Here is a 19,349-nt window from a genome sequence, read left to right on the forward strand (position 1 = left end):
CCGGTGGGAGCAGCCCCGGATCAGGCCACCGGTGCGTCCAGCGGCCGTAGTTCGTCCGCGTACGACACGGAGATCCGGCGCATCAGGCCGTCCTCGGCGATGTCGTACTGCCCCAGGCGCCACAGCGGTGGTGAATAGGCGTGGATCGAGACGGCGTCGTCGCTCGCCCCGGTGAGCCGGTGGATGTGCTCGGGGCCGAAGCAGAAGGACTCCCCCGCCTCGAAGGTGACGCGGAGATGGGTGCCGCCGATGCGCGGCGTGCCCTCGTTGAGCCTGCCCTGGACGACGGTGACGGCGCCCGACGAGATGTCGTGGTCGTGCCAGCCGGTGTCGTTCTGCCGGGTCCAGCACAGCAGCCAGACGTCGACGTACTCGTCGCGATACAGGGATGCGTAGTGACGCTTGCTGTCGGAGAAGGCCACCTGTTCGCGCCACAGGTCCGGGCGGGCGGCCAACTCCACCACGAGTGACTGCAGTTCGCGTTTGTCGAGAGTCCTCTGAGGCAGGGACTCGTACGTCATGAGTGGCTCCTTTCTTTGCTGCGCCCGGCCCGCAACACGGCCGGGGCGCGGCCGTGCAGCAGGCGGGCGGGGTTTGCGGTGCGCAGGGCGTGGACGGCGGCGTCCGCGCCGAGGTCGGGGAGGACGGGCGACGCGTAGGGGCGGTCGCTGCCGCTGACGACGACGTCGATGCCTACGGCCCTGACGAGTGCGTCGACGGCGCGGGTGCCGTAGGAGGAGGTCTCGTAGAACACGTCGAAGTCGATCTCACCGCGGCCGCCGCCGCGCGCGGCGAGACGTTCACCGTGCAGGGGCGCGAGGCCCGCGAGGGCGGCGAAGCAGACACGGAGACCGGGGTGACGGGCGCGTCCGAAGGCGCGGAAGGCGAACCAGGACGCGTGCAGTTGCTGGACGTACGGGACCAGGGCCGGCCACCACTTCGGGGTGCCGCCGGCGGGCGGGGCGGCGCCGGGGTGGACGAAGAGAGGCTTGTCGTGACGGGTGAGGACGTCGAGGAGGGGTGCGCAGTGGGCCCAGCCCGCCGCGTCGAGGAGTGCGCAGGCGGGGAGTTGGAGGCCCACGCAGCCGCGGCTCAGTTCGTGTGCCACGGCGTCCGGGTCGGGTGCCGTGAGGCAGCAGGAGGCCCAGACGCCGAAGGGGGCGGGGAGGTCGAGGGCGCCGTCGTGGAAGGCGGTCAGCAGCGGGGCGGCCTCGCCGGGCGGCAGATGCTCTATGCCGAGGGGGCTGGAGAGGGACACCAGGGCCAGGTCGAGCCCGTCGGACGCGGCGAGGCGGGTCCGGGCCGCGATGTCGTGGTCCGCGGGGTCGACGGCGTAGGGCGGTTCGCCGGTCAGGTGCAGTGTCCAGCCGTCGAGGCGCGGGGGTGCGGTGCGGGAGCGCAGCAGCTCGACGAAGGCGGGTGGCCAGATGTGCTGGTGAACGTCGGTGAGCACGCGGGACGATCCTCTGAGCGGGCGCAGCGGGCACAACGGGGAGGGTTGAGGGAGTCGGGTTAAGCGGTTCACTGATGCGGTTAACTTAACCGCTTAACAAGATGTCCTGTCAACCTCGCGGGAGTAAAAAGGGCGGCAGCCGCGCCCGGCTGCGGACGAGTGTCCGGCGGCACCTTCGGCGGGCCGCGCGCCCCCGATGCGCACCTGCCCCGGTAGGCTTCCCCGCATGGCCAGGCCCAACAAGCGCACCACCCTTCGTGAGGTGGCCGAGGCGACGGGCCTCTCCACCGCAGCCGTCTCCTACGCCCTGCGCGGCAAGCACGTCTCCAAGGAGACCGAGGAGCGGGTGCGCCGGACCGCGGCCGAACTGGGCTACGAGGCCGATCCCATCGCCCGCGCCCTCGCCAGCGGCCGCACCAGCATGGTCGGCGTCCTGGCCGGTGACCTCCAGGACCTGTGGCTGCAGCAGCTGACGGCGGCCATCGGGCGTGAACTGCTCGCCGGTGACCGCTACGCGCTGATCCTGGACGCGGGCGGCGACCCCGACCGTGAGCTGGCCCTCGCCAAGCAGCTGCGCGACCAGCGCGTCGACGCGCTGCTGGTCTCCCCCGTGAACCCGTCGGCGGAGGGGTGGGCCGCGATCGCCGACGCGCTCCCGGTGGTGGCCGTGGGCGACTCGCTGAGCCGGGCCCGCACCGCCGGGCAGGTCATCTTCGACAACCGCGCCGGCATCGACGCCGTACTGGAGTATCTGCACGGGCTCGGCCACCGCCGGGTGACCGTCCTGACCCCGACCCGCCCGAGCACCCCGGACCGCCCGGCGGACGTGTATGTCGGCGAGGCGGCCGGGCGGCTCGGTCTGCGCGCCGAACTGGTGCCCTGCCCGCAGGAGTTGGGCGAGGCGACCGCGGTGGCGCGGCGCGTACTGCAGAGCGCGCACTCGCCGACCGCCGTGTTCTGCTTCTCCGACTCGCTGGCGTACGGCGTGTACGCGGCGGCGGCGGAGGACTCGTTGGAGGTGGGCCGGGACGTCTCCGTGGTCGGTTTCGACGACCATCCGGTCTCACGGGTGCTCACGCCGCCGCTGACCACGGTGGACTGGGGGCTGAGCGAGATCGCGGAGGAGGCGGCACGGCTGACCGTGGCCGCCATCGAGGGCAAGCGGGTGCGCAAGAAACGGGTGCTGTGCGCTCCGCGCATGCGCGAGCGGGGGTCGACCGTGCGGGCCTGAAGAGCGAGCGGCGCGACCGCGTCGGCTCAGTCGGCCGCGAGTCCGCCCTCCCCCGCACAGCACGCATCCTGGGCCACGGTGGCCGGCTTCGTGTCCAGCCGGCAGTGGCAGGACGCCTCGATCGGGACGTCCGCCGTCGCCGTGGCGATCTTCAGCTGCTGAGCCACGATGCGGGCCTCGCCGTCCTTGCCGAGTCGCACGAGGCACTCGTGGAAGCCGTGCAACGACCAGACGTTGCCCGGGTGTTGCTGAGCGCGCGGCAGTGTGGCGTCCAGGCCCAGGTCGGCCCGGTAGACGGCTTCGGCCTCGGCGACCAGGCCCTGTTCGAGGAGCAGCGCCCCGTACGCGTGCCGGGTGGGCTGCATCCAGCCCCAGGGTTCGTCGTACGGCAGTCCGTCGTCCAGCTCGATCGACCGGCGCAGTGCCGCGAACGCCGCGTCGTGGCGCCCCTTGCGGTACTCCAGTTCGCCGTCCAGCATCGCCCCGGCGATCGCCAGTACGTCGGCGCAGGTGTTGTTGAACAGCATCCGGGTCTCCGGGACTTGGGCGACCGCCTCGCGGAAGAGTGCGCGCTCGGTCTCCGCCTCGTCGACGCGGCCCGTGGCCGAGAGGGCGACGCCGCGGGCGTAGTGCAGCATGGCCGTGCTGACGCAGTACAGCCGCGCATCGGCGGGCATCGGGAGGGCGAGGATGTCGTCCCAGCGGCCGAAGCGGATGAGGACGTGCACCCGCATCGCGAGGAAGCCCTCCAGCCAGTCCGCCATGGGCGGGCTCTCGACGCGCAGCAGTTCCTCGGGGACGGCCGCCTCCAGTCGGCGCACGGTCTCGATGGCGTCCGCGTAGCGGCCCAGGAACATCGCTCCGTAGATCCTGAAGTGCAGGTTGTGGCAGCGGTAGAGGGTGTAGAAGTTCATCGCCCCGGCCCTGGCCAGGTACTTCTCGTCGGCCTCGATCGCCGTGGTGTTGTCGGAGACGACCCGGCGGTAGTCGCCGCAGAGCACCTCCAGATGGGAGGGCATGTGCTGCAGATGTCCCGCGTCGGGCATCAGGCCGCGCAGCCGGTCGCCGGCGAACAGGGCGGCCTCGGGGGTGGGGGACATCTCCATCAGGTGGATGTACATGTGGAGCAGGCCCGGGTGCCGTGCGCCCGCTTCCGTGTCGATCGCCCGCTCCAGCACAGCCCTGGCCTCCGTCGTGCGCGCTCCGGGGGCCGGTGTGCCGGTGCGCAGGTCCCACAGCTGCCAGGGAGTGAGGTTCATCAGGGCGTCGGCGTACAGCGTCGCCACGTCGAGGTCGTCGGGGGCCAGTTGGTGGACGTCCCGCATGCTGTCGGCGTAGGCGGTGTTCCACACGGAGCAGGTCTCGGCGTCGTGGGCCCGCTGCTGCGGGTAGCGGGCGCGCAGGGCGCCGACGAGGGCCTGCTCGACGGGGGTGGCGCGGGCGGCCTTGGCGTGGGCGCGCTCGACCGCGGCGTGGGTGCGCTCCACCGTCCGGGCCAGGTCCTGTTCGTCGAAGAACTCCCAGCGCTTGTTGTAGTTGGGGCCCAGCGCGTAGGCCACGCCCCAGTCGGCCATGGCGCAGTTCGGGTCCGCCGCGGCGGCGGCCTCGAAGCAGCGCACCGCCTCCTCGTGGTTGAAGGCGTACGTCCAGTTCAGTCCGCGGTCGAACCACGTCTGCGCCTCGGCGGACGAGGTCGTCACCCGTCGGCCGTGGCTGCCGAGGTCGTAATAGGTCACGCATCACGAAATATCGCAGACCGGCCGTAAGGCACAAGTCGCTCTGCCAGGCAAAGGAATTGCATGGTCCGGACCAAAAGCGTGTTTGGTCTAGTCCAACCGATGGACGGGGTGATCCGACAGCAGGAAGCTGGGGCCCTCTCCCCACCCCCACCGGAGGCACATCGTGAGACGTCTTCGCGCATGTCTGGGCGCAGCCGCCGCAGTTGGACTCACCGCCGCGGGTACCACCGCTCTGATCACAGGACAGGCCTCGGGCGCGACCAGCGCGCTCGACAACCGCTGGTACGCGGCGGCTCCCTATCTGATGCCGCTGGACAACGACCCGCCGGACGCGGGCGCCATCATGGACGCCACCGGGCTCAAGGCCTTCCAGCTCGCCTTCATTCTCGCCCCCAACGGCGGTGGCTGCTCCCCGACTTGGGGCGGAACCGCGCCCGTCTCCTCGGACACCGCCGTCCAGTCGGTCATCAACACCATCCGCGGCAAGGGCGGCGACGTCTCCGTCTCCATCGGCGGCTACGGCGGCACCAAGCTCGGTCAGGCGTGCTCGGACGCGGCCTCGACGGCGGCCGCGTACCAGCAGGTCATCACCAAGTACGGCCTGCACGCGATCGACTTCGACCTGGAGGAGCCGGAGTACGAGAACACCGCGGCGATCAAGAACGAGATCGGCGCGGCGAAGATACTCCAGCAGAACAACCCTGGTCTGTACGTCTCCGTCACCACCGCAGGGACCGCCGACGGCACCGGCTGGTTCGGCAAGCAGATGCTGCTGGAGGCGAAGTCGCAGGGCTTCACGCCCAACAACTTCTCCATCATGCCCTTCGACGGCGGCTTCAACGGAGCGGCCTCGCAGACGAGCGCGCTGACCAACTTCAACTCCATCCTGCAGTCGACCTTCGGCTGGGACCAGGCCACGGCCTACGCCCACGAGGGCTTCTCCGGGATGAACGGGCGCAGCGACACCGGCGAGATGTTCACGCAGTCCGACTTCCAGACCGTGCTGGACTACGCCACCAGTCACCACATGGACCGCTTCACCTTCTGGTCCCTCAACCGCGACCGCCAGTGCTCTCCGCCGGACAACGGCGGCCGTACGTCCGGCACTTGCTCCAGCGTGGCGCAGAACTCCTGGGACTTCGCCAAGTACTCGGTGAAGTTCGCGGGCGCCACGCCTCCGGAGACGAACCCGACTCCCACCCCCACGCCGACGCCCGGCGAGTGCAAGACCGCCTGGAGTTCGAGCGCGGTCTACACCGCCGGCGACGAGGTCTCCTACAACAAGCACAACTGGAAGGCCAAGTGGTGGACCCAGAACGAGGCGCCGGTCGCCTCCGACTGGGGCGTGTGGCAGGACGAGGGCGCCTGCTGAGGGCTGCCCGGCCGCTCCACGGTGCCGTTCGCCGCTACAGGTGAACGGCACCGTCCGTCGCGCAGGCCCGCGCCGTCAGCCCCTCGGCCGCCGGGTCCGCGACCAGCATCGCCGCGACGATCGCGGCCGTGGCGCGGTGCCAGTCGCCGATGCGGCGGATCATCGCGTGGTCTCCGCCCCGCACGATCACCAAGCCCGCCTGCGCCCCCGCCTCCCGGGCCCTGCGCACATAGTCCGCGGACTCGGCGGGAGGCGTGACGCGGTCGCGGTCACCGTGCAGGACCATGAGCCGTACGCCCGTGAGATGGCGCGCGGAGTCCTGGGGCGGACACCACGGCGCCAGGGCCAGCACCCCGCGCACCAACGGGTGCGACGCGGCCCGAAGAGCCGCCCTGCCGCACATCGAGTGCCCCACGAGGACCGTGGGCACGTCTCCCGCCAGGCGCCGCAGTTCGTCGAGCGCCCGCAGCGCGTCGTCGGCGGGATCGCTGCCGTTCCAGCCCCGGTGCCGGTAGCGGACCCGCCCGAGCAGGGTGTCGGGTGGCGCGTCCGCGGCTGCCGCCCGCAGCAGCGGATGCATGCGGAGCGCGGCCAGTTGCCAGGGGCGCGCCGACCGGCGGCTCAGCTCGCTGCCGCCGTGCAGCGTCACGACCGCCGCGGACGCGTCTCCCCGCGGCATGTGCCGCACGATCAGCGCGGACTCGCTCCGCTGCACTGCTCCTGCGTCTCCCACCGGTACGGCACCTCTCCGTTGCGGACCCCCATCCTCCCGCGGAGATCCCGAGGGGTGGTGCGGCGAGGGGCGCACGCCGGAGATCAGTGAGCCCTGTACGCGCCTCCACGCGGGCGGGGAAGATGCGCCATGTCCGCGCTCTCGCGACCGCGGCACTGTGCGCCGCAGCTCCATCTCGCCCTGAAAGCTCGCCAAGAAAGCTCGCCCAGAAAGCTCGCCAAGAAAGCAGGTCGGCTCCCGTGCTGCTACGTCTGCCCGAGTCCGTGTCCGAAGCGCAGGAGTGCATGGCCCAGGGCGCCGTACCGATCGGCGGGGCGACGCTGGTGTGGGCGCGCTGGCAACGCGACGGATTCCCCGAGCAGGCCATGTCGCTGCGCAATCTGCCGGAGGCCAATGTGATCGCGCGCGGCGCGCTGGGCGCCGCCGTGGTGCTGGGCCGCATCGACGACCGCGTGCCCGAGGTCCTGCAGCGGGCGGCCGCCTCGGTGGGGACGGGCGCCGTGCGCCGCACCGCCACCGTCGGCGGGAACATCGTCGGCAGCACCCTGCGCTGCCTGCTGCCCGCCGCGCTGGTGCTGGGCGCCCGGGCGACGGTCCTCGACCGGGACCGGGTCTTCGAGACCGATCTCGCCGAGGTCATCGCCAAGAGCCATCTGCTGCTCAGCCTGCACTGGCCGGAACCGGTCGCCAGCAGCTACCGCAAACTGCCCGCCGAGGCGGGCGGCCCGCCGCCGTTCGTCGTCGCCGCCGCGGTGCACACCCCCGCCGACGCGCCCGCCCGTCTCCATGTCGCCGTCCGCGACGGCTACGACGTGCTCTTCGACGACGTCCCCTGCCACACCGGCAGCGACGAGGCGATCGCCGCGCTGGGCGCCACCCCCGTCGGCACCCTCCACTCCACGGCCTGGAGGGTCGTCCGCGACCACGTCACCGACCTGCTGAACCGTCCCGTGGGCCGGTCGGAGCCGTAGCGGATTTGCCTACGGAGCAAGGGAGTTGGGGTTCGTGACTGCGGGGGTGCGGGCAGGACGGGCCGGGGGCGTCCTGCCGAGAGCCGCGGGGCCCTGTCGACGGCGAGTGCGGCGCTCGCGTTACTCCGTCCGAGTGGTGCGTTTCCGCCCGCGGTCGTAGCGTCGGTAGGGTCGGTTCCCGACGACAGGGGGCAGCGGACATGCGCAGCTACGCACTCAGGACTGTGGTGACGCTCTGTTTCGCGGCCTCGCTTGCGGCCGCCGCGGGCGCTCCGTCGTCCGCCCGGACCGCGACGGCACCGGTCTCGGACACGGTCCGCCACGAGCCCCGCTCCCCCGTGATCGTGGACTGCTTCTGGCACACGAACGTACGCCCCACCGACTTCATGCTCGCCTGCGGTGACGGCAACAGCCGGCTCACCTCGCTGCACTGGTCACAGTGGAGCCAGGGCTCGGCGCGGGCCGAGGGCGTCAACGTCGTCAACGACTGCAAGCCCTACTGCGCGGCGGGCAAGTTCCACCCCTACCGCGTCGTCGTCCGCCTGGACCGCGTCAAGCCCTGGAAGAAGCACCCCGAGGTGCAGCACTACAGCCGGATCACCCTCGACTACCAGGGCAGCAGGCCGGCCGGCTTCGCGAAGACGGTGACGTATCCCCTGTGGGACTGAGTCCGTCCCCCTGAGCCAGTCCCCTGAGTCCCTCTCCCGCCGTGTCACAAACGGTCCTTCGCGCTCATCGGCGGCCGGCTCGGCGGGGTCTCCCCCGCGGTGAGGTGTTCCAGGACCTCGACGAGTTCCTGGCAGGCCTGTTCCACCGAACGTCTGGTGTGGAGCTGCTCGGTGATCACGGCGGACAGCAGCAGGGCAGTCAGGGCCATGCCGCCGTTGAAGGCCTGGAGCTTGATCATCACCTCGATGCGGGTCAGCCGCTCGAACGGTCCGACCTGGTCCGTCGCCGCGATCGTGACCATGACGGAGGCGAAGAGGGCGCACAACATGCTGCCCGCCAGCTGGAAGCGCAGCGCCGCCCAGATCAGCAGCGGGTAGACGAGGAACAGCATGCTCAGGTCGCTGTGGGTGGCGAAGGGCACGACGACCCAGGCCACGACGGTCAGTACCAGGGCCTCCCGCCACCGCAGCGCGCGCAGTTGACGCTGTGCCCCGTGGAGCAGCAGCAGAACCGGGGTGACGATCAGGACGCCCATCGCGTCACCGGCCCACCAGGCCGACCAGACGAGCCAGAAGCCGCCCGAGGCCAGCTTGCCGGTGAGCACGAGGAGCCCGGCTCCCGCGGTGGCGCTGACCAGCGTGGCCGTCAGGGCTCCCAGGAACACCAGTGACACACCGTCCCGCAGCCGGGCGAGGTCGGTGCGGAAGCCGACCTTGCGCAGCATGTAGTACGCGCACACGGGGGCGGCCGTGTTGCCCACCAGGGTGCCGACCACGGCGGGCTGGATGGAGCTGATGGACAGGACGACGCAGAGGGCGCCGAGCGCGATGCCCGGCCAGGTGCGCAGCCCGAAGAGGAGCAGACAGGCGACGGCTACGCCCGTGGGCGGCCAGATGGGTGTGACCACCGCGTCCTCGACGACGAGCTGCCGCAGCAGTCCGAGCCGCCCGGCGGCGTAGTAGCAGGCGGCGACTGCCAGCGTCTGGAGGGCGAAGACGGCCGGCCGCCGCAGGTCCTGGAGAGCCACCACAGCTGCCATCAGACACCGCCACGGCCCGGTCGGCGAGGCGAGCCGCGGCGGCACCGGCGCTACGGCCGGACGTCGATCCCTTCGTGGCCGACCACCAGCACGGCCGCGTCGTCCTCGTGGCCGACCCGCTCGGCGATCCGCATCACACCGGCCGCGAGCGCGTCCGCGTCCATGCCGGCGACCGCGGCGACGCCCGCGAGCCGCACGACCTGGTCAAGCCCCTCGTCGACGTGCAGCGAGGGCCCCTCCACGACGCCGTCGGTGAGCAGGACGAAGACGCCGCCCGTGGTGAGCCGGTGGCGGGTCACCGGGTACTGCATGCCCTCCTGGATGCCGAGGGGCGGTCCGCCCTCATCCTCGGCGATGCCGGACTTTCCGTCGGCCGTGGCCCAGATGTGCGGGATGTGCCCGGCGCGTGCGCTCTCCAGCACGCCGGTGGACGGGTCCAGCCGCATGAAGGTGCAGGTGGCGAAAAGGCCGGTGCCGAGGGACAGGAGGAGGTCGTTGGTCCGGGAGAGGAGTTCGCCGGGGTCGCCGGTGACGGAGGCGAGCGCCCGCAGGCCGACCCGGACCTGGCCCATGAGGGCGGCCGCCTCGATGTTGTGGCCCTGCACGTCGCCGATGGACAGTCCGATACGGCCGTCGGGCATGGCGAAGGCGTCGTACCAGTCGCCACCCACGTTGAGCCCGTGACAGGCCGGCACATAGCGGACGGCGACATGGAAGCGGCTCGCGTGCGGCAGGTCCCGGGGCAACATGCCGCGCTGCAGTGCGAGGGCCAGCTCGACCCGGGAGCGCTGCACCTCCGCGAGCTCGCGTGCCCGGGCGGTCAGCGACCCGAGTCTGGCGAGCAGCTCGTCACCGTCCTCTGTCGGACGCTCGAGGGACATTGATCACTCCGGCGGGGCCATGGGCCGTGGCCCCTTTCTGCGCAAAAGCCCTGATTGCGGGTTCAAGGCGATGATAACGACATATCACGCAGAGCAGAGCTGAGCAGAGCGGGACGGTCAGCCGCCGAGCGCCGCGTTCACCACGTCCCTGGCCTCGTCCTGCACCTGGCGCAGATGGTCGGCGCCACGGAACGACTCGGCGTAGATCTTGTACACGTCCTCGGTGCCCGAGGGGCGGGCCGCGAACCAGGCGTTCTCGGTGCTGACCTTGATGCCGCCGATGGGTGCGCCGTTGCCCGGTGCCTCGGTCAGCACCCCGGTGACCGCCTCTCCGGCCAGGGTGTCGGCGGTGACCTGCGCGGGCGAGAGCTTGGCGAGCAGCGCCTTCTCCTCGCGGGTCGCCGGGGCGTCGATGCGCGCGTAGGCGGGCTCACCGAAGCGGGCGGTCAGGGCGGCGTAGTGCTCCGAAGGCGTCTTCCCGGTGACCGCGATGATCTCGGAGGCGAGGAGGGCCAGGATGATGCCGTCCTTGTCCGTGGTCCACACCGAGCCGTCCCGGCGCAGGAAGGACGCCCCGGCGGACTCCTCGCCGCCGAAGCCGATGGAGCCGCCGACCAGGCCGTCCACGAACCACTTGAATCCGACGGGCACCTCGACCAGCCGCCGCCCGAGGTCGGACGCGACCCGGTCGATCATGCCGGACGACACCAGGGTCTTGCCGATGCCCGCGTCGGCGGGCCACTCCGTGCGGTGGGCGTACAGGTAGGAGATGGCCGTGGCCAGGTAGTGGTTGGGGTTCATCAGCCCGGCGTCGGGCGTGACGATGCCGTGCCGGTCGGCGTCCGCGTCGTTGCCGGTGGCGACCTGGAAACGGTCGCGCTGCTCGATCAGGGAGGCCATCGCGTACGGCGAGGAGCAGTCCATCCGGATCTTGCCGTCCCAGTCGAGCGTCATGAACCGCCAGGTCGGGTCGGCGAGCGGGTTGACCACGGTCAGGTCGAGGCGATGCTGCTCGGCGATACGGCCCCAGTAGGCGACCGAGGCACCGCCCAGCGGGTCGGCGCCGATCCGGACGCCCGCCGCGCGGGCCGCGTCCAGGTCGAGCACGTTCGGCAGGTCGGCGACGTAGGCCCCGAGGAAGTCGTGGCGGCGGGTGGTCTCGGCGGCCAGCGCGCGGGTGAACGGGATGCGGCGTACGTCCTTCAGGCCGCTCGCGATGATCTCGTTGGCGCGGTCCTGGATCCAGGAGGTGGCGTCGGAGGCGGCCGGTCCGCCGCTCGGCGGGTTGTACTTGAAGCCGCCGTCGGCGGGCGGGTTGTGGGAGGGGGTGACCACCACACCGTCGGCCAGGCCTGAGCTGCGGCCCCGGTTGTGGGTGAGGATCGCGTGCGAGACGGCGGGGGTGGGCGTGTAGCCGTCCGCGCTGTCGATGAGCACGGTCACCTCGTTGGCCGCGAACACCTCCAGCGCGGTGACCCGGGCGGGCTCGGACAGGGCATGGGTGTCGGCGCCGAGGAAGAGCGGGCCGTCGGTGCCCTGCCGGGCCCGGTACTCGCAGATCGCCTGGCTGGTCGCGGCGATGTGGTCGTCGTTGAACGCGGTCGCCAGGGACGATCCGCGGTGACCTGACGTGCCGAACGCCACCCGCTGCCCCGGGTCGGCCGGGTCCGGGTGCAGCGCGTAGTACGCGGTGACCAGCCGGGCGACGTCGACGAGGTCCTCGGGGCCGGCCGGGCGGCCCGCTCGCTCGTGCTGCATGCCCGCTCCTCCACATCGGTTGACCTGAACGCTTGCCGCCCCATCTTCCCTCGTCGCGGTCGAGGAACGGGAGAGCGGGTCAGTGCCCGGAGCGCCCGAGCAGCGCGCAGACGAAGTTCTCCTCGACGGCCCGCAGCCGGCTCAGCAGCTCCGGGTTCAGGGACTCGTTGATCTGCGAGGTGACGGAGAAGGTCAGGGACCGGCGGCCGTCCGGGGTGGCGGCGATCAGCTGGGTGTAGCCGGGGAAGTTGCCGGTGTGTCCGAGCACGACCCCGCACCGGGTGGCGTAGCGGAAGAGGGCGAGGCCCGCCGTGTTCGCGCCGGGGCCCGCGGGCTGGGACGCGCCGGCGATCCAGCGCCGCTGCTCGCGCACGACGTTCTTGCCGTAAAGGGCGCCGCCCGCATAGCCGCGGATGAAGCGGGTCATGTCGGAGGGCGTGGAGATGATGCCGCCGGACGCCCAGGAGCCGGACGCGCCGAGGGCCTCGCTGACGTCCTGCGGAGGCGACGTCGTCGTGTCGTAGCCGTGCAGATAGGGCTCGGGCATCCGGTAGCCCTGGGGCAGGCTCGTGCTGCGCAGGCCCAGCGGCCGGTAGACGAGAGTGCGCAGGAGGTGTTCGTACGTGGTTCCGGTCGCCGCCTCGGCCATCAGGGCGACGGCGATGTTGTCGGAGTTGGAGTAGTGGTACTGGCTGCCCGGGGGGAATTCGAGGGGCCGGTCGGCGACGAAGTCAAGCAGCTTACGGGAGTCGAAGCGGTGGTGCGGGTCGGCCGTGAGGATGCTCCGGAACTCGTCGCTCTCCGTGTAGTCCGGCAGCCCGCTGGTGTGGTTGAGCAGCTGGCGCAGCGTCACCCGGTGCCAGGCGGCGGGCAGGCCCGGCAGCCGTTCGCCGATCGTCTCGTCCAGGCGCAGCACATGCCGGTCGACCAGGCTCAGCGCCACCGCCCCGCTGAAGGCCTTCGCCGTGCTGGCGATGCGCATGTGGTCGCGGATGCCGGGGGGCCGTCCCGTGGCGAGGTCCGCCACGCCCGCCCGTACGACGCGTGCGCGTCCGTCGCGGCGCAGCACGGCGATGGCGCCGGGCGGCCCGCCGGGACTCTGTACGAGCTGCTCCATCTGCTGCAGCAGGTCGGCGTCGCGGGGCTGGGGAGCGGCGATGGCGGTGCTGGTGGGGGCCTGGCAGAGCGCTGTCATGCAGAGCGCGGCCACGCAGGTCGCACGCAGGCGGTTCATACGTGAACCGCGCGGGCGGGGGCGGGCCGGGGTGGATCGAAGGGGCATCATGTCTCCCGAGGCTGGCCGGAGTTGCTGGCCAAGCCTTTCCCCGTGCCCGGCGCCGGTCTCTCCGGGCTGCTGCATCCGGCCCAACGGCAAGACCCCCGGCGGGCGCCGCTTCGTATGCCGCCGTGGTCGATCGAGGCAGCTGCGCGCTACTCCCCTTGCAGTAGCCCGCCAGTGCGGCGGGAGTAGCGGCAAGCCGCTTCCCCCGTAGGACGACCTTCGGGGCCGGTCGGCCGAGCATGAAGGAAACGGTCCTACGACGTGGAGGAGGCGACGCACGGTGCTCCATGCCCTGCTCGTCGCCGGTGGCCCGCTGGGCTGCGCGTGCCCGCACTGGCGGCGCATCGGCCTCCTCACACCGCCTCGGGCGACAGCGGACGGCGCTCCGGAACGGGGCTCACCCCGCCTTCGCCTGGCCTCCTCCTCCCAGGGCGGGGAGAGGGGCCGGGCGCAGCGGCCGGGGAGCTTTACGGCGGAGGGCGACCGCAGGGCGTCGTAGCGGGACAGGGGGCGTCGTAGCGGGACAGGAGGGCGTCGTAGCGGGAAAGGGGGGGCTCGTCCGGTCAGGAACTCGTCGGCGCGGGCGATGTCGGTTCGGTGACGCGGCTGATGAACTCGGCGATGGCGTCGCGGAGTTCACGGGATCGTGGGACCGCCGCCGACATCCAGTACGTGCCATGGATCAGCCCGTCGAATCGGATGATGTGCGTGTCCACGCCCGCATCGAGAAGTCGTGCGCCGAAGTCCTCCGCTTCGTCCCGCACCACTTCGTTCTCGGTTTTCAGGACCAGACTCCGTATCCGGTGGCGAACCGACTCCGGGAAGGGAAGCGGGTGTTGGGGTCACCCGAATCCGCTGGTCAGTTCACAGCGCCTGCTGCGTCTACCTGTACGCAACGGTTCACTTGGACTCGGGAGTTGAGCATGGAACGATCTCGCACCTATGCGGTCACCGCCGCCACAGGTCACGTCGGCGGATATGCCGTCCGCGAGCTCTTGCGGTTGGGGCACAGCGTCCGTGCCATGGGGCGCGATCGCGCGCGGATGAAGGGGCTGGAGGCGGCGGGGGCCGAGATCCTTGTCGGCGATCTCGCCGATCGAGACCATCTCGAGCGGGCATTCACAGGAGTGGACGGTGCGCTGCTGATCGTCCCTCCACAGCCGGCGGCAGAGGACTTCGTTCAGTATCAGATCGATATGGCCCGCGGCTATACCGCCGCGGCGCGGGCGACGGGTCTTCGCAATGCCGTCGTGGTGAGTGTCATGGGCGCCAATGACAAGCGGGCGGGAGCGCTGATCGAAGGGCACGCGAACATCGAGGCGGAGATCAATACGGTGCCCGGGCTCAATGTCGTACACCTTCACCCGACCAGCTTCTTCGAGATTCTCTACTATTTCCTCCAGCCCTTGCGGGAGGAGAACGTCCTGCGAACCTCGCTGGGGTCGGATGCTCAGCTGCAGCTGGTGGCCGGGCGTGATGTCGGGGCGACGGGTGCCAGGCTGCTGGCCGACCTGAGTTTCAGGGGAATCAGCAACGTCCCGGTTCTTGCGAACCGAACGATCTCGCTGCGGGAAGCCTGCGAGCTGATCTCCGAGCAAAGCGGCCGGACATTCACCGTCGAGCAGATCAGCGCAGAGGCCGATATCGCGGATCTCGTCTCCGCCGGGACGGGACACTCATTCGCCGCCAAGCTCGTCGACACTTGGGCGATGGCGACCGCAAGAGGTGAGATGCCGCAGGAGAAGCCCGCTCCGGCGTCGGTGGCCGAGTATCGGATCGAGGACTTCATCCGCGACGAACTGGTCCCGGCGATCGAGGCCGACGTCCCGATCTCGGAGTACTCCACCGCGACACGGCCACGGACGGCTTTCTGAGCAACCAGGACGAAGTCCGGTGGGAAACGCTGGGCGCCTTCACGCGAAGGCGCCCAGCACGCGCCGTCTCGGCACAGTTCGCTCAGGTCTGGATCGTCCTCGGGAGTCCGAATCTCCAAAACAGTTCCGGCTGGAGAAAGTTCTCTATCGCGGTGATACGGCCGCCGCCGAGGGTGAGGACCTGGATGGCGAAGGCGGACTGCTCGCCGCGTTCGTTGCGCCGATAGTGGGCGTAGGCCGGGGAGCCGTTGACCGCCAGAACGACCAAGCGGGAGTCGGAGCAGGCCTCGGCATGTCGGTGCAGCCAATCCACGATGTGGGCGGCACTGTGAATCCAGAGTGCGTACGGCGGCATCGACAGCCGAGCCTCCTCGTGCAATATCGTCATCAACCGGTCGAAGTCCTGACTCTGGAATGCCTCTACATATCGGGCCAGAAGTCGCTCTTGCTGCTCGGTCCGCGTCGACGCCCCGGGATCAGTGTGGTCGTCGCCCGACTGCTGCACGGTGGCCAAAGTGGCGCGGGCGCGTCGAAGCGACCCGTTGACCGAGGGCACCGTCGTCTCCAGGAGATCCGCCACCTCGGAGGCACGAAAAGCAAGGACGTCACGGAGGATGAGCACCGAGCGCTCGCGGGGTGACAGATGCTGCAGCGCCGTGACGAAGGCCAGGCGGATCGTCTCCTCGCGTACGGCGAGTTCCGCTGGATCGGTCGTTTCGGGCAGCACCCACGCGTTCGGGACGGGTCCTACCCAGGCATCCTCGGGCAGGGCCTGACCCGGCACGCCGTCACTGTTCGTGGGCGCCGCGATATCCATCGGCAGCGCCCGGCGCTTCCGGCCGCGCAATTGGTCGAGGCAGATATTCGTCGCTATGCGATAGAGCCAGCTTCGGACGGAGCTGCCGCCCCGGTACCGATCGCGCGAGCGCCACGCCCTTTCCAGGGTTTCCTGGACGGCGTCCTCGGCGTCGAACGCCGAGCCGAGCATGCGATAGCAGTACCCGGCCAACTCGACCCGGTAGGTGAGCAGAGACTCGGCGTTCGCTTCGGTGCTCGGGGCGGGCGAATTCTGCGGCAACTCACGGACGTTCACGGCAGCACCACCGGGAAGCCGAAGCGGGCGGCCTGTTCCGTGCCGAGGAAGATGGTGATGCGGGCGACGGTGCCGTGCCGCACGGTGAGCACGTGCACCGAGTGCGTTTCTTGCCTGCCGGCCTTTCCGGGGCAGTACATGAGCGCTGCCGACTGGCCGTTCGCGCGCGTGGGCAGCATCCGGCAGTCACCCACCTCGTGCCTGCGCGAGTGCAGGAATTTCAGTACGTCCTTGCTGCCGCGGAACCAGTCCGGGTGGGGCGGCATCTCCAACTCGACGCCGTCCTGCAGCAGATCGAGCAGTGCGTCCATGTCGGCGTTCTCGAGAGCGGCCATGTACCGGTCGAGCACCTCGCGGTCGGCGGCGCCCCCGGGTTCGACGACGAGGTCCTCGTCCGGGGCGATCTCCTCCAGCCGTGAACGCGCTCGCTGGAGGGCGGACTTCACGGCCGCCTGCGAGGTGCCGAGCAGTGAGGCGACCTCGGACGCCCGCCACGACAGCACGTCGCGCAGGATGAGGACGGCCCGCTGCCGGGCCGGCAGGTGCTGCAGTGCCGCGACCATGGCGAGCCGCAGACTGCCCCGTGCGGCCACGACACTTGCCGGGTCCACGAGGGCGTCGGGCAGGGGTTCCAGCCAAGGAACGTCCGTGACCGGGGCCTTCAGCGCTCCCTCGGGCGCCTGCGACGGCCCGCCCAGCCCCGAGGGCAGCGGACGGCGCACGCGTCTGTCCAGCTCCGTCAGGCACGTGTTGGTGGCGATGCGGTGCAGCCACGTCCGCATCGAGGCGCGGCCCTCGTAGCGCTCGTAGGAGCGCCAGGCCCGCAGGTACGTCTCCTGCACCAGGTCCTCGGCCTCGTCGACCGAGCCCAGCATCCGGTAGCAGAACGCCAGCAGCTCCCTGCGGTACGGATCGGTCAGCCGGACGAACTCCTCGCGGTCCGCCGTCGTTACAGCCATCCCCTCCCTCGTCGCTACGGCCATCCCCGCCCTCGTCGCTACAGCCATCCCCGCACTCTCCTCTCGACGGTCACGCACTACTGACCGTCGAGAGGGCCGAAAGGAATCGGTACCGGAGCATCCGGTACGGCGCGCGGTGAGGACCGGCTCGAACGCGCCCGACCGGTCGTCACTCGGCCCCGACCAGCGCGCGGATCTCGAACTCCTCATAGACCCCGGGGACTTCGGGCCGGCTGAGAACCGAGCCGAGCCAGCCCAGCAGGAATCCGGCCGGGATCGAGACGATGCCGGGGTTCTGCAGCGGGAACCAGGCGAAGTCCGCCGACGGCCAGAGCGAGTTGGGGGTGGAGGAGACGACGGGCGAGAGGACGACCAGGAGTACCGAGCACAGCAGGCCGCCGAAGAGGCTGAGAAGGGCTCCCGTCGCGGTGAAGCGCCGCCAGAACAGGGTGTAGACGAGGGTCGGCAGCAGGGCGGAGGCGGCGATCGCGAAGGCGAGGAAGGCCAGGGTGGCGCTGTTGGCGCCCCAGGAGACCAGGGCGAGCAGCATGCCGAGGACACCGATGACGGCGGCGGCGAGCCGGGCCACGAGGAGTTCCTCGCTCTGTTCGGCCCGCCCCTTGCGGATGACCTCGCCGTACAGGTCGTGGGCTAGCGAGGAGGCCGCTGCCAGGGTGAGTCCGGCGGCGACGGCGAGGAGAGTGACGAAGGCCAGACAGGACAGCAGGGCCGTGAGGAGGCCGCCGCCGAGGGCGTGTGCGAGCAGCAGGACGGCCGCGTCTCCCTTGCGGTCCGTCCGCGCGATCGCCTCCCGGCCCACGACGGCGGTGGCGCCGAGGCCGAGGACGCCCGCCGCCAGACAGACGAACCCCACCAGGCCCGCCGCCCACACCACCGAGGTGCGCAGGACGCTGCTCGAACGCGGGGCGAGCAGCCGCATCATGACGTGCGGGAGCGCGGCGAGGCCCAGCACGATTGCCAGTTGCAGGCTGAAGAAGTCGAGTTTGCTGGTGGTGCCGGCGCCGTAGCGGAGTCCGGGTTCGAGGAAGCGGGTGCCCATGCCGCTGTGGCCGGCGGCCGCGGTGAGCAGGGCGCCGATGTTCCAGTGGTAGCGGTGCAGCACCATCACGGCGGTCACGGCGATGCCCGAGACGAGCATGACGGCCTTGACGATCTGGATGAAGGTGGCGCCGGGCATGCCGCCGAGCGCGGCGTACACGATGACGATCGTGCCGATGACGACGACGCACAACGTCCGTGTGGCGGCGCTGGGTTCGCCGGTGAACTGGGTCAGCAGGGCCACGCTGCCGACCAGTTGGGCGACGAGGTAGAGGGTGGTGACGGCCAGGGTGCACAGGGACACGGCGAGCCGGACCGAGCGCTGCCTGGCCGGCATGCGCAGGGCGACGGTGTCGCCGAGGGTGAACCTGCCCGCGTTGCGCAGGGGTTCGGCGATCAGCAGCAGAACCCGTCATCCAGGCCACGGCGGTGCCGCACAGGTAGAGCAGGCCGTCGTATCCGGTGAGGGCGACCAGGCCGGTGCTGCCCAGCAGGGTGGCGACGGAGACGTAGTCGCCGCACATCGCAAGGCCGTTGCGCAGGGGTGTCATGGTGCGGTTGCCGAGGTAGAACTCGGCGATCTCGTCGCGGTGCGGCGCGGTCAGCAGCACGCTGAACAGGGTGACGACGACCACGCCGAGGAAGAGCAGGAACGTCAGCTGCAGACTGGCCCGGTCCGCGACGGCGGCCGCGGTCGTCACCATGGGCGGGACCCTCCGGCGCGGTGGGAGACGGGCCGCCTGGCAGGTTCGTCCGGCCGTTCGTGGTGCCGGCGGACGGTCCGGGTGCGAAAGCCCCGGGCCGGCGGATCGGCGTGGGTCCGCAGGTGCACGAGCCGCCGTCGTGCGATCACGGCCATGACCGCGAACTGCCCGAGGCCGAGGGCGAGTCCGAGCGTGAGACGGCCGCCGAGTGGTGTGTTCATGAGACCGGGGGCGAAACCCGACAGCAGGACGTACAGCAGGAACCCGCCGACGGCGAGTGACGTCATCCGCACTCCGGAGCGCCGGTGCGCACGGCGCAGCAGCTGGAATTCAGCACTCTCGATTATTGCGCGTCGCGTTGTCTGCTCGACATTCACGTCGGCACACCTTCTCCGCATTCCTAGTGCCGCACACATGCCCCGATCAATAGCGAGGTCAACACCGTGCGGACTTTGTGGGGGGCTCGTGAATCCGGAAAGACGGATTTCCCGATTCCTTCGGTCCCGCCGTGGGGTGGGGCGGGTCCGGGAGA

The 19,349-nt window shown here is 70.8% G+C and carries 17 protein-coding genes and 1 pseudogene; 5 read left to right on the top strand and 13 right to left on the bottom strand.

All coding sequences use genetic code 11. The features are described from left to right. Window positions 1–20 precede the first annotated feature (20 nt). Together JYK17_RS32125 and JYK17_RS32130 are read right to left on the bottom strand one after the other, a co-directional pair. The gene (locus JYK17_RS32125) at window positions 21–521 is read right to left on the bottom strand and encodes a cysteine dioxygenase (RefSeq protein WP_108014343.1); all 501 of its coding nucleotides are present in this window, start codon (window positions 519–521) and stop codon (window positions 21–23) included. Then, complete coding sequence (locus tag JYK17_RS32130; protein WP_128801019.1) at window positions 518–1,453, bottom strand: amidohydrolase family protein; 936 nt, start codon at window positions 1,451–1,453, stop codon at window positions 518–520. The genes JYK17_RS32125 and JYK17_RS32130 overlap by 4 nt, the downstream gene beginning before the upstream one ends. Before the next feature lie 226 nt (window positions 1,454–1,679). Here JYK17_RS32130 and JYK17_RS32135 point away from each other — a divergent pair, with 226 nt between their 5' ends. Next, entirely contained in the window at window positions 1,680–2,684 is a 1,005-nt protein-coding gene (locus tag JYK17_RS32135; RefSeq protein WP_108014345.1) for a LacI family DNA-binding transcriptional regulator, read from the top strand. Between the two features lie 26 nt (window positions 2,685–2,710). Here the strand turns inward: JYK17_RS32135 and JYK17_RS32140 are convergent, their stop codons facing one another. Further along, window positions 2,711–4,420, bottom strand: coding sequence for a tetratricopeptide repeat protein (locus JYK17_RS32140; protein ID WP_222811741.1), 1,710 nt, complete (start codon window positions 4,418–4,420; stop codon window positions 2,711–2,713). Window positions 4,421–4,586: 166 nt separating this feature from the next. Here JYK17_RS32140 and JYK17_RS32145 point away from each other — a divergent pair, with 166 nt between their 5' ends. Continuing rightward, window positions 4,587–5,795, top strand: a complete 1,209-nt coding sequence (locus tag JYK17_RS32145) for a chitinase (protein ID WP_181362572.1) — start codon at window positions 4,587–4,589, stop codon at window positions 5,793–5,795. A gap of 34 nt (window positions 5,796–5,829) precedes the next feature. Here JYK17_RS32145 and JYK17_RS32150 read toward each other — a convergent pair whose 3' ends face one another. Beyond that, window positions 5,830–6,474 carry a dienelactone hydrolase family protein gene (locus JYK17_RS32150; RefSeq protein WP_234548532.1) on the bottom strand — a complete coding sequence of 215 codons (645 nt, stop codon included), beginning with the start codon at window positions 6,472–6,474 and terminating at the stop codon, window positions 5,830–5,832. Between the two features lie 293 nt (window positions 6,475–6,767). On the opposite strand from JYK17_RS32150, the gene JYK17_RS32155 reads away from it, so the two are divergent. Next, window positions 6,768–7,499, top strand: coding sequence for an FAD binding domain-containing protein (locus tag JYK17_RS32155; protein ID WP_222811743.1), 732 nt, complete (start codon window positions 6,768–6,770; stop codon window positions 7,497–7,499). A 200-nt stretch (window positions 7,500–7,699) separates the two neighbouring features. Further along, window positions 7,700–8,167: a hypothetical protein gene (locus tag JYK17_RS32160; RefSeq protein ID WP_128801022.1), complete on the top strand. Its 468-nt coding sequence runs from the start codon at window positions 7,700–7,702 to the stop codon at window positions 8,165–8,167. A 44-nt stretch (window positions 8,168–8,211) separates the two neighbouring features. On the opposite strand, the gene JYK17_RS32165 is transcribed toward JYK17_RS32160, so the two are convergent. From JYK17_RS32165 to JYK17_RS32185, 5 genes are all read right to left on the bottom strand, one after another. Beyond that, complete coding sequence (locus tag JYK17_RS32165; RefSeq protein ID WP_222811744.1) at window positions 8,212–9,207, bottom strand: MASE1 domain-containing protein; 996 nt, start codon at window positions 9,205–9,207, stop codon at window positions 8,212–8,214. A 50-nt stretch (window positions 9,208–9,257) separates the two neighbouring features. After that, the gene (locus tag JYK17_RS32170; protein ID WP_108014351.1) at window positions 9,258–10,088 is read right to left on the bottom strand and encodes a PP2C family protein-serine/threonine phosphatase; all 831 of its coding nucleotides are present in this window, start codon (window positions 10,086–10,088) and stop codon (window positions 9,258–9,260) included. A 117-nt stretch (window positions 10,089–10,205) separates the two neighbouring features. Beyond that, window positions 10,206–11,846, bottom strand: coding sequence for a phosphoglucomutase (alpha-D-glucose-1,6-bisphosphate-dependent) (gene pgm, locus JYK17_RS32175; protein ID WP_128801023.1), 1,641 nt, complete (start codon window positions 11,844–11,846; stop codon window positions 10,206–10,208). Window positions 11,847–11,925: 79 nt separating this feature from the next. Beyond that, complete coding sequence (locus JYK17_RS32180; protein WP_222811760.1) at window positions 11,926–13,128, bottom strand: serine hydrolase domain-containing protein; 1,203 nt, start codon at window positions 13,126–13,128, stop codon at window positions 11,926–11,928. Between the two features lie 563 nt (window positions 13,129–13,691). After that, window positions 13,692–13,892, bottom strand: a complete 201-nt coding sequence (locus JYK17_RS32185; protein ID WP_234548329.1) for an alpha/beta hydrolase — start codon at window positions 13,890–13,892, stop codon at window positions 13,692–13,694. Between the two features lie 159 nt (window positions 13,893–14,051). On the opposite strand from JYK17_RS32185, the gene JYK17_RS32190 reads away from it, so the two are divergent. Continuing rightward, a complete protein-coding gene (locus tag JYK17_RS32190; RefSeq protein ID WP_222811745.1) occupies window positions 14,052–15,002 on the top strand; it encodes an SDR family oxidoreductase in 951 nt (316 codons plus the stop codon). 82 nt (window positions 15,003–15,084) lie between these two features. On the opposite strand, the gene JYK17_RS32195 is transcribed toward JYK17_RS32190, so the two are convergent. The 4 genes and pseudogenes from JYK17_RS32195 to JYK17_RS32210 all read right to left on the bottom strand — a co-directional run bounded on the left by JYK17_RS32195 (window position 15,085) and on the right by JYK17_RS32210 (window position 19,194). Continuing rightward, complete coding sequence (locus tag JYK17_RS32195; RefSeq protein WP_372465346.1) at window positions 15,085–16,095, bottom strand: sigma-70 family RNA polymerase sigma factor; 1,011 nt, start codon at window positions 16,093–16,095, stop codon at window positions 15,085–15,087. Next, window positions 16,092–17,054, bottom strand: a complete 963-nt coding sequence (locus tag JYK17_RS32200) for a sigma-70 family RNA polymerase sigma factor (RefSeq protein ID WP_222811746.1) — start codon at window positions 17,052–17,054, stop codon at window positions 16,092–16,094. Before JYK17_RS32200 ends, JYK17_RS32195 begins: the two co-directional genes overlap by 4 nt. Window positions 17,055–17,223: 169 nt before the next feature. Continuing rightward, window positions 17,224–18,817, bottom strand: a pseudogene (locus tag JYK17_RS32205) (sodium/solute symporter). After that, on the bottom strand, window positions 18,811–19,194 hold the full coding sequence (locus JYK17_RS32210) for a DUF485 domain-containing protein (RefSeq protein ID WP_372465347.1): 384 nt from the start codon (window positions 19,192–19,194) through the stop codon (window positions 18,811–18,813). The pseudogene JYK17_RS32205 and the gene JYK17_RS32210 overlap by 7 nt, the downstream one beginning before the upstream one ends. Window positions 19,195–19,349: the final 155 nt, after the last annotated feature.

It is taken from the genome of Streptomyces plumbidurans (assembly GCF_019857225.1).
GTDB lineage: Bacteria > Actinomycetota > Actinomycetes > Streptomycetales > Streptomycetaceae > Streptomyces > Streptomyces plumbidurans.

Coding starts and splice junctions, on each gene's coding strand:
- JYK17_RS32135 (WP_108014345.1), top strand. CDS start 1,680: ATGGCCAGGCCCAACAAGCGCACCACCCTTCGTGAGGTGGCCGAGGCG.
- JYK17_RS32180 (WP_222811760.1), bottom strand. CDS start 13,128: ATGCCCCTTCGATCCACCCCGGCCCGCCCCCGCCCGCGCGGTTCACGT.
- JYK17_RS32165 (WP_222811744.1), bottom strand. CDS start 9,207: ATGGCAGCTGTGGTGGCTCTCCAGGACCTGCGGCGGCCGGCCGTCTTC.
- JYK17_RS32190 (WP_222811745.1), top strand. CDS start 14,052: ATGGAACGATCTCGCACCTATGCGGTCACCGCCGCCACAGGTCACGTC.
- JYK17_RS32150 (WP_234548532.1), bottom strand. CDS start 6,474: ATGCCGCGGGGAGACGCGTCCGCGGCGGTCGTGACGCTGCACGGCGGC.
- JYK17_RS32160 (WP_128801022.1), top strand. CDS start 7,700: ATGCGCAGCTACGCACTCAGGACTGTGGTGACGCTCTGTTTCGCGGCC.
- JYK17_RS32125 (WP_108014343.1), bottom strand. CDS start 521: ATGACGTACGAGTCCCTGCCTCAGAGGACTCTCGACAAACGCGAACTG.
- JYK17_RS32170 (WP_108014351.1), bottom strand. CDS start 10,088: ATGTCCCTCGAGCGTCCGACAGAGGACGGTGACGAGCTGCTCGCCAGA.
- JYK17_RS32200 (WP_222811746.1), bottom strand. CDS start 17,054: ATGGCTGTAACGACGGCGGACCGCGAGGAGTTCGTCCGGCTGACCGAT.
- pgm (WP_128801023.1), bottom strand. CDS start 11,846: ATGCAGCACGAGCGAGCGGGCCGCCCGGCCGGCCCCGAGGACCTCGTC.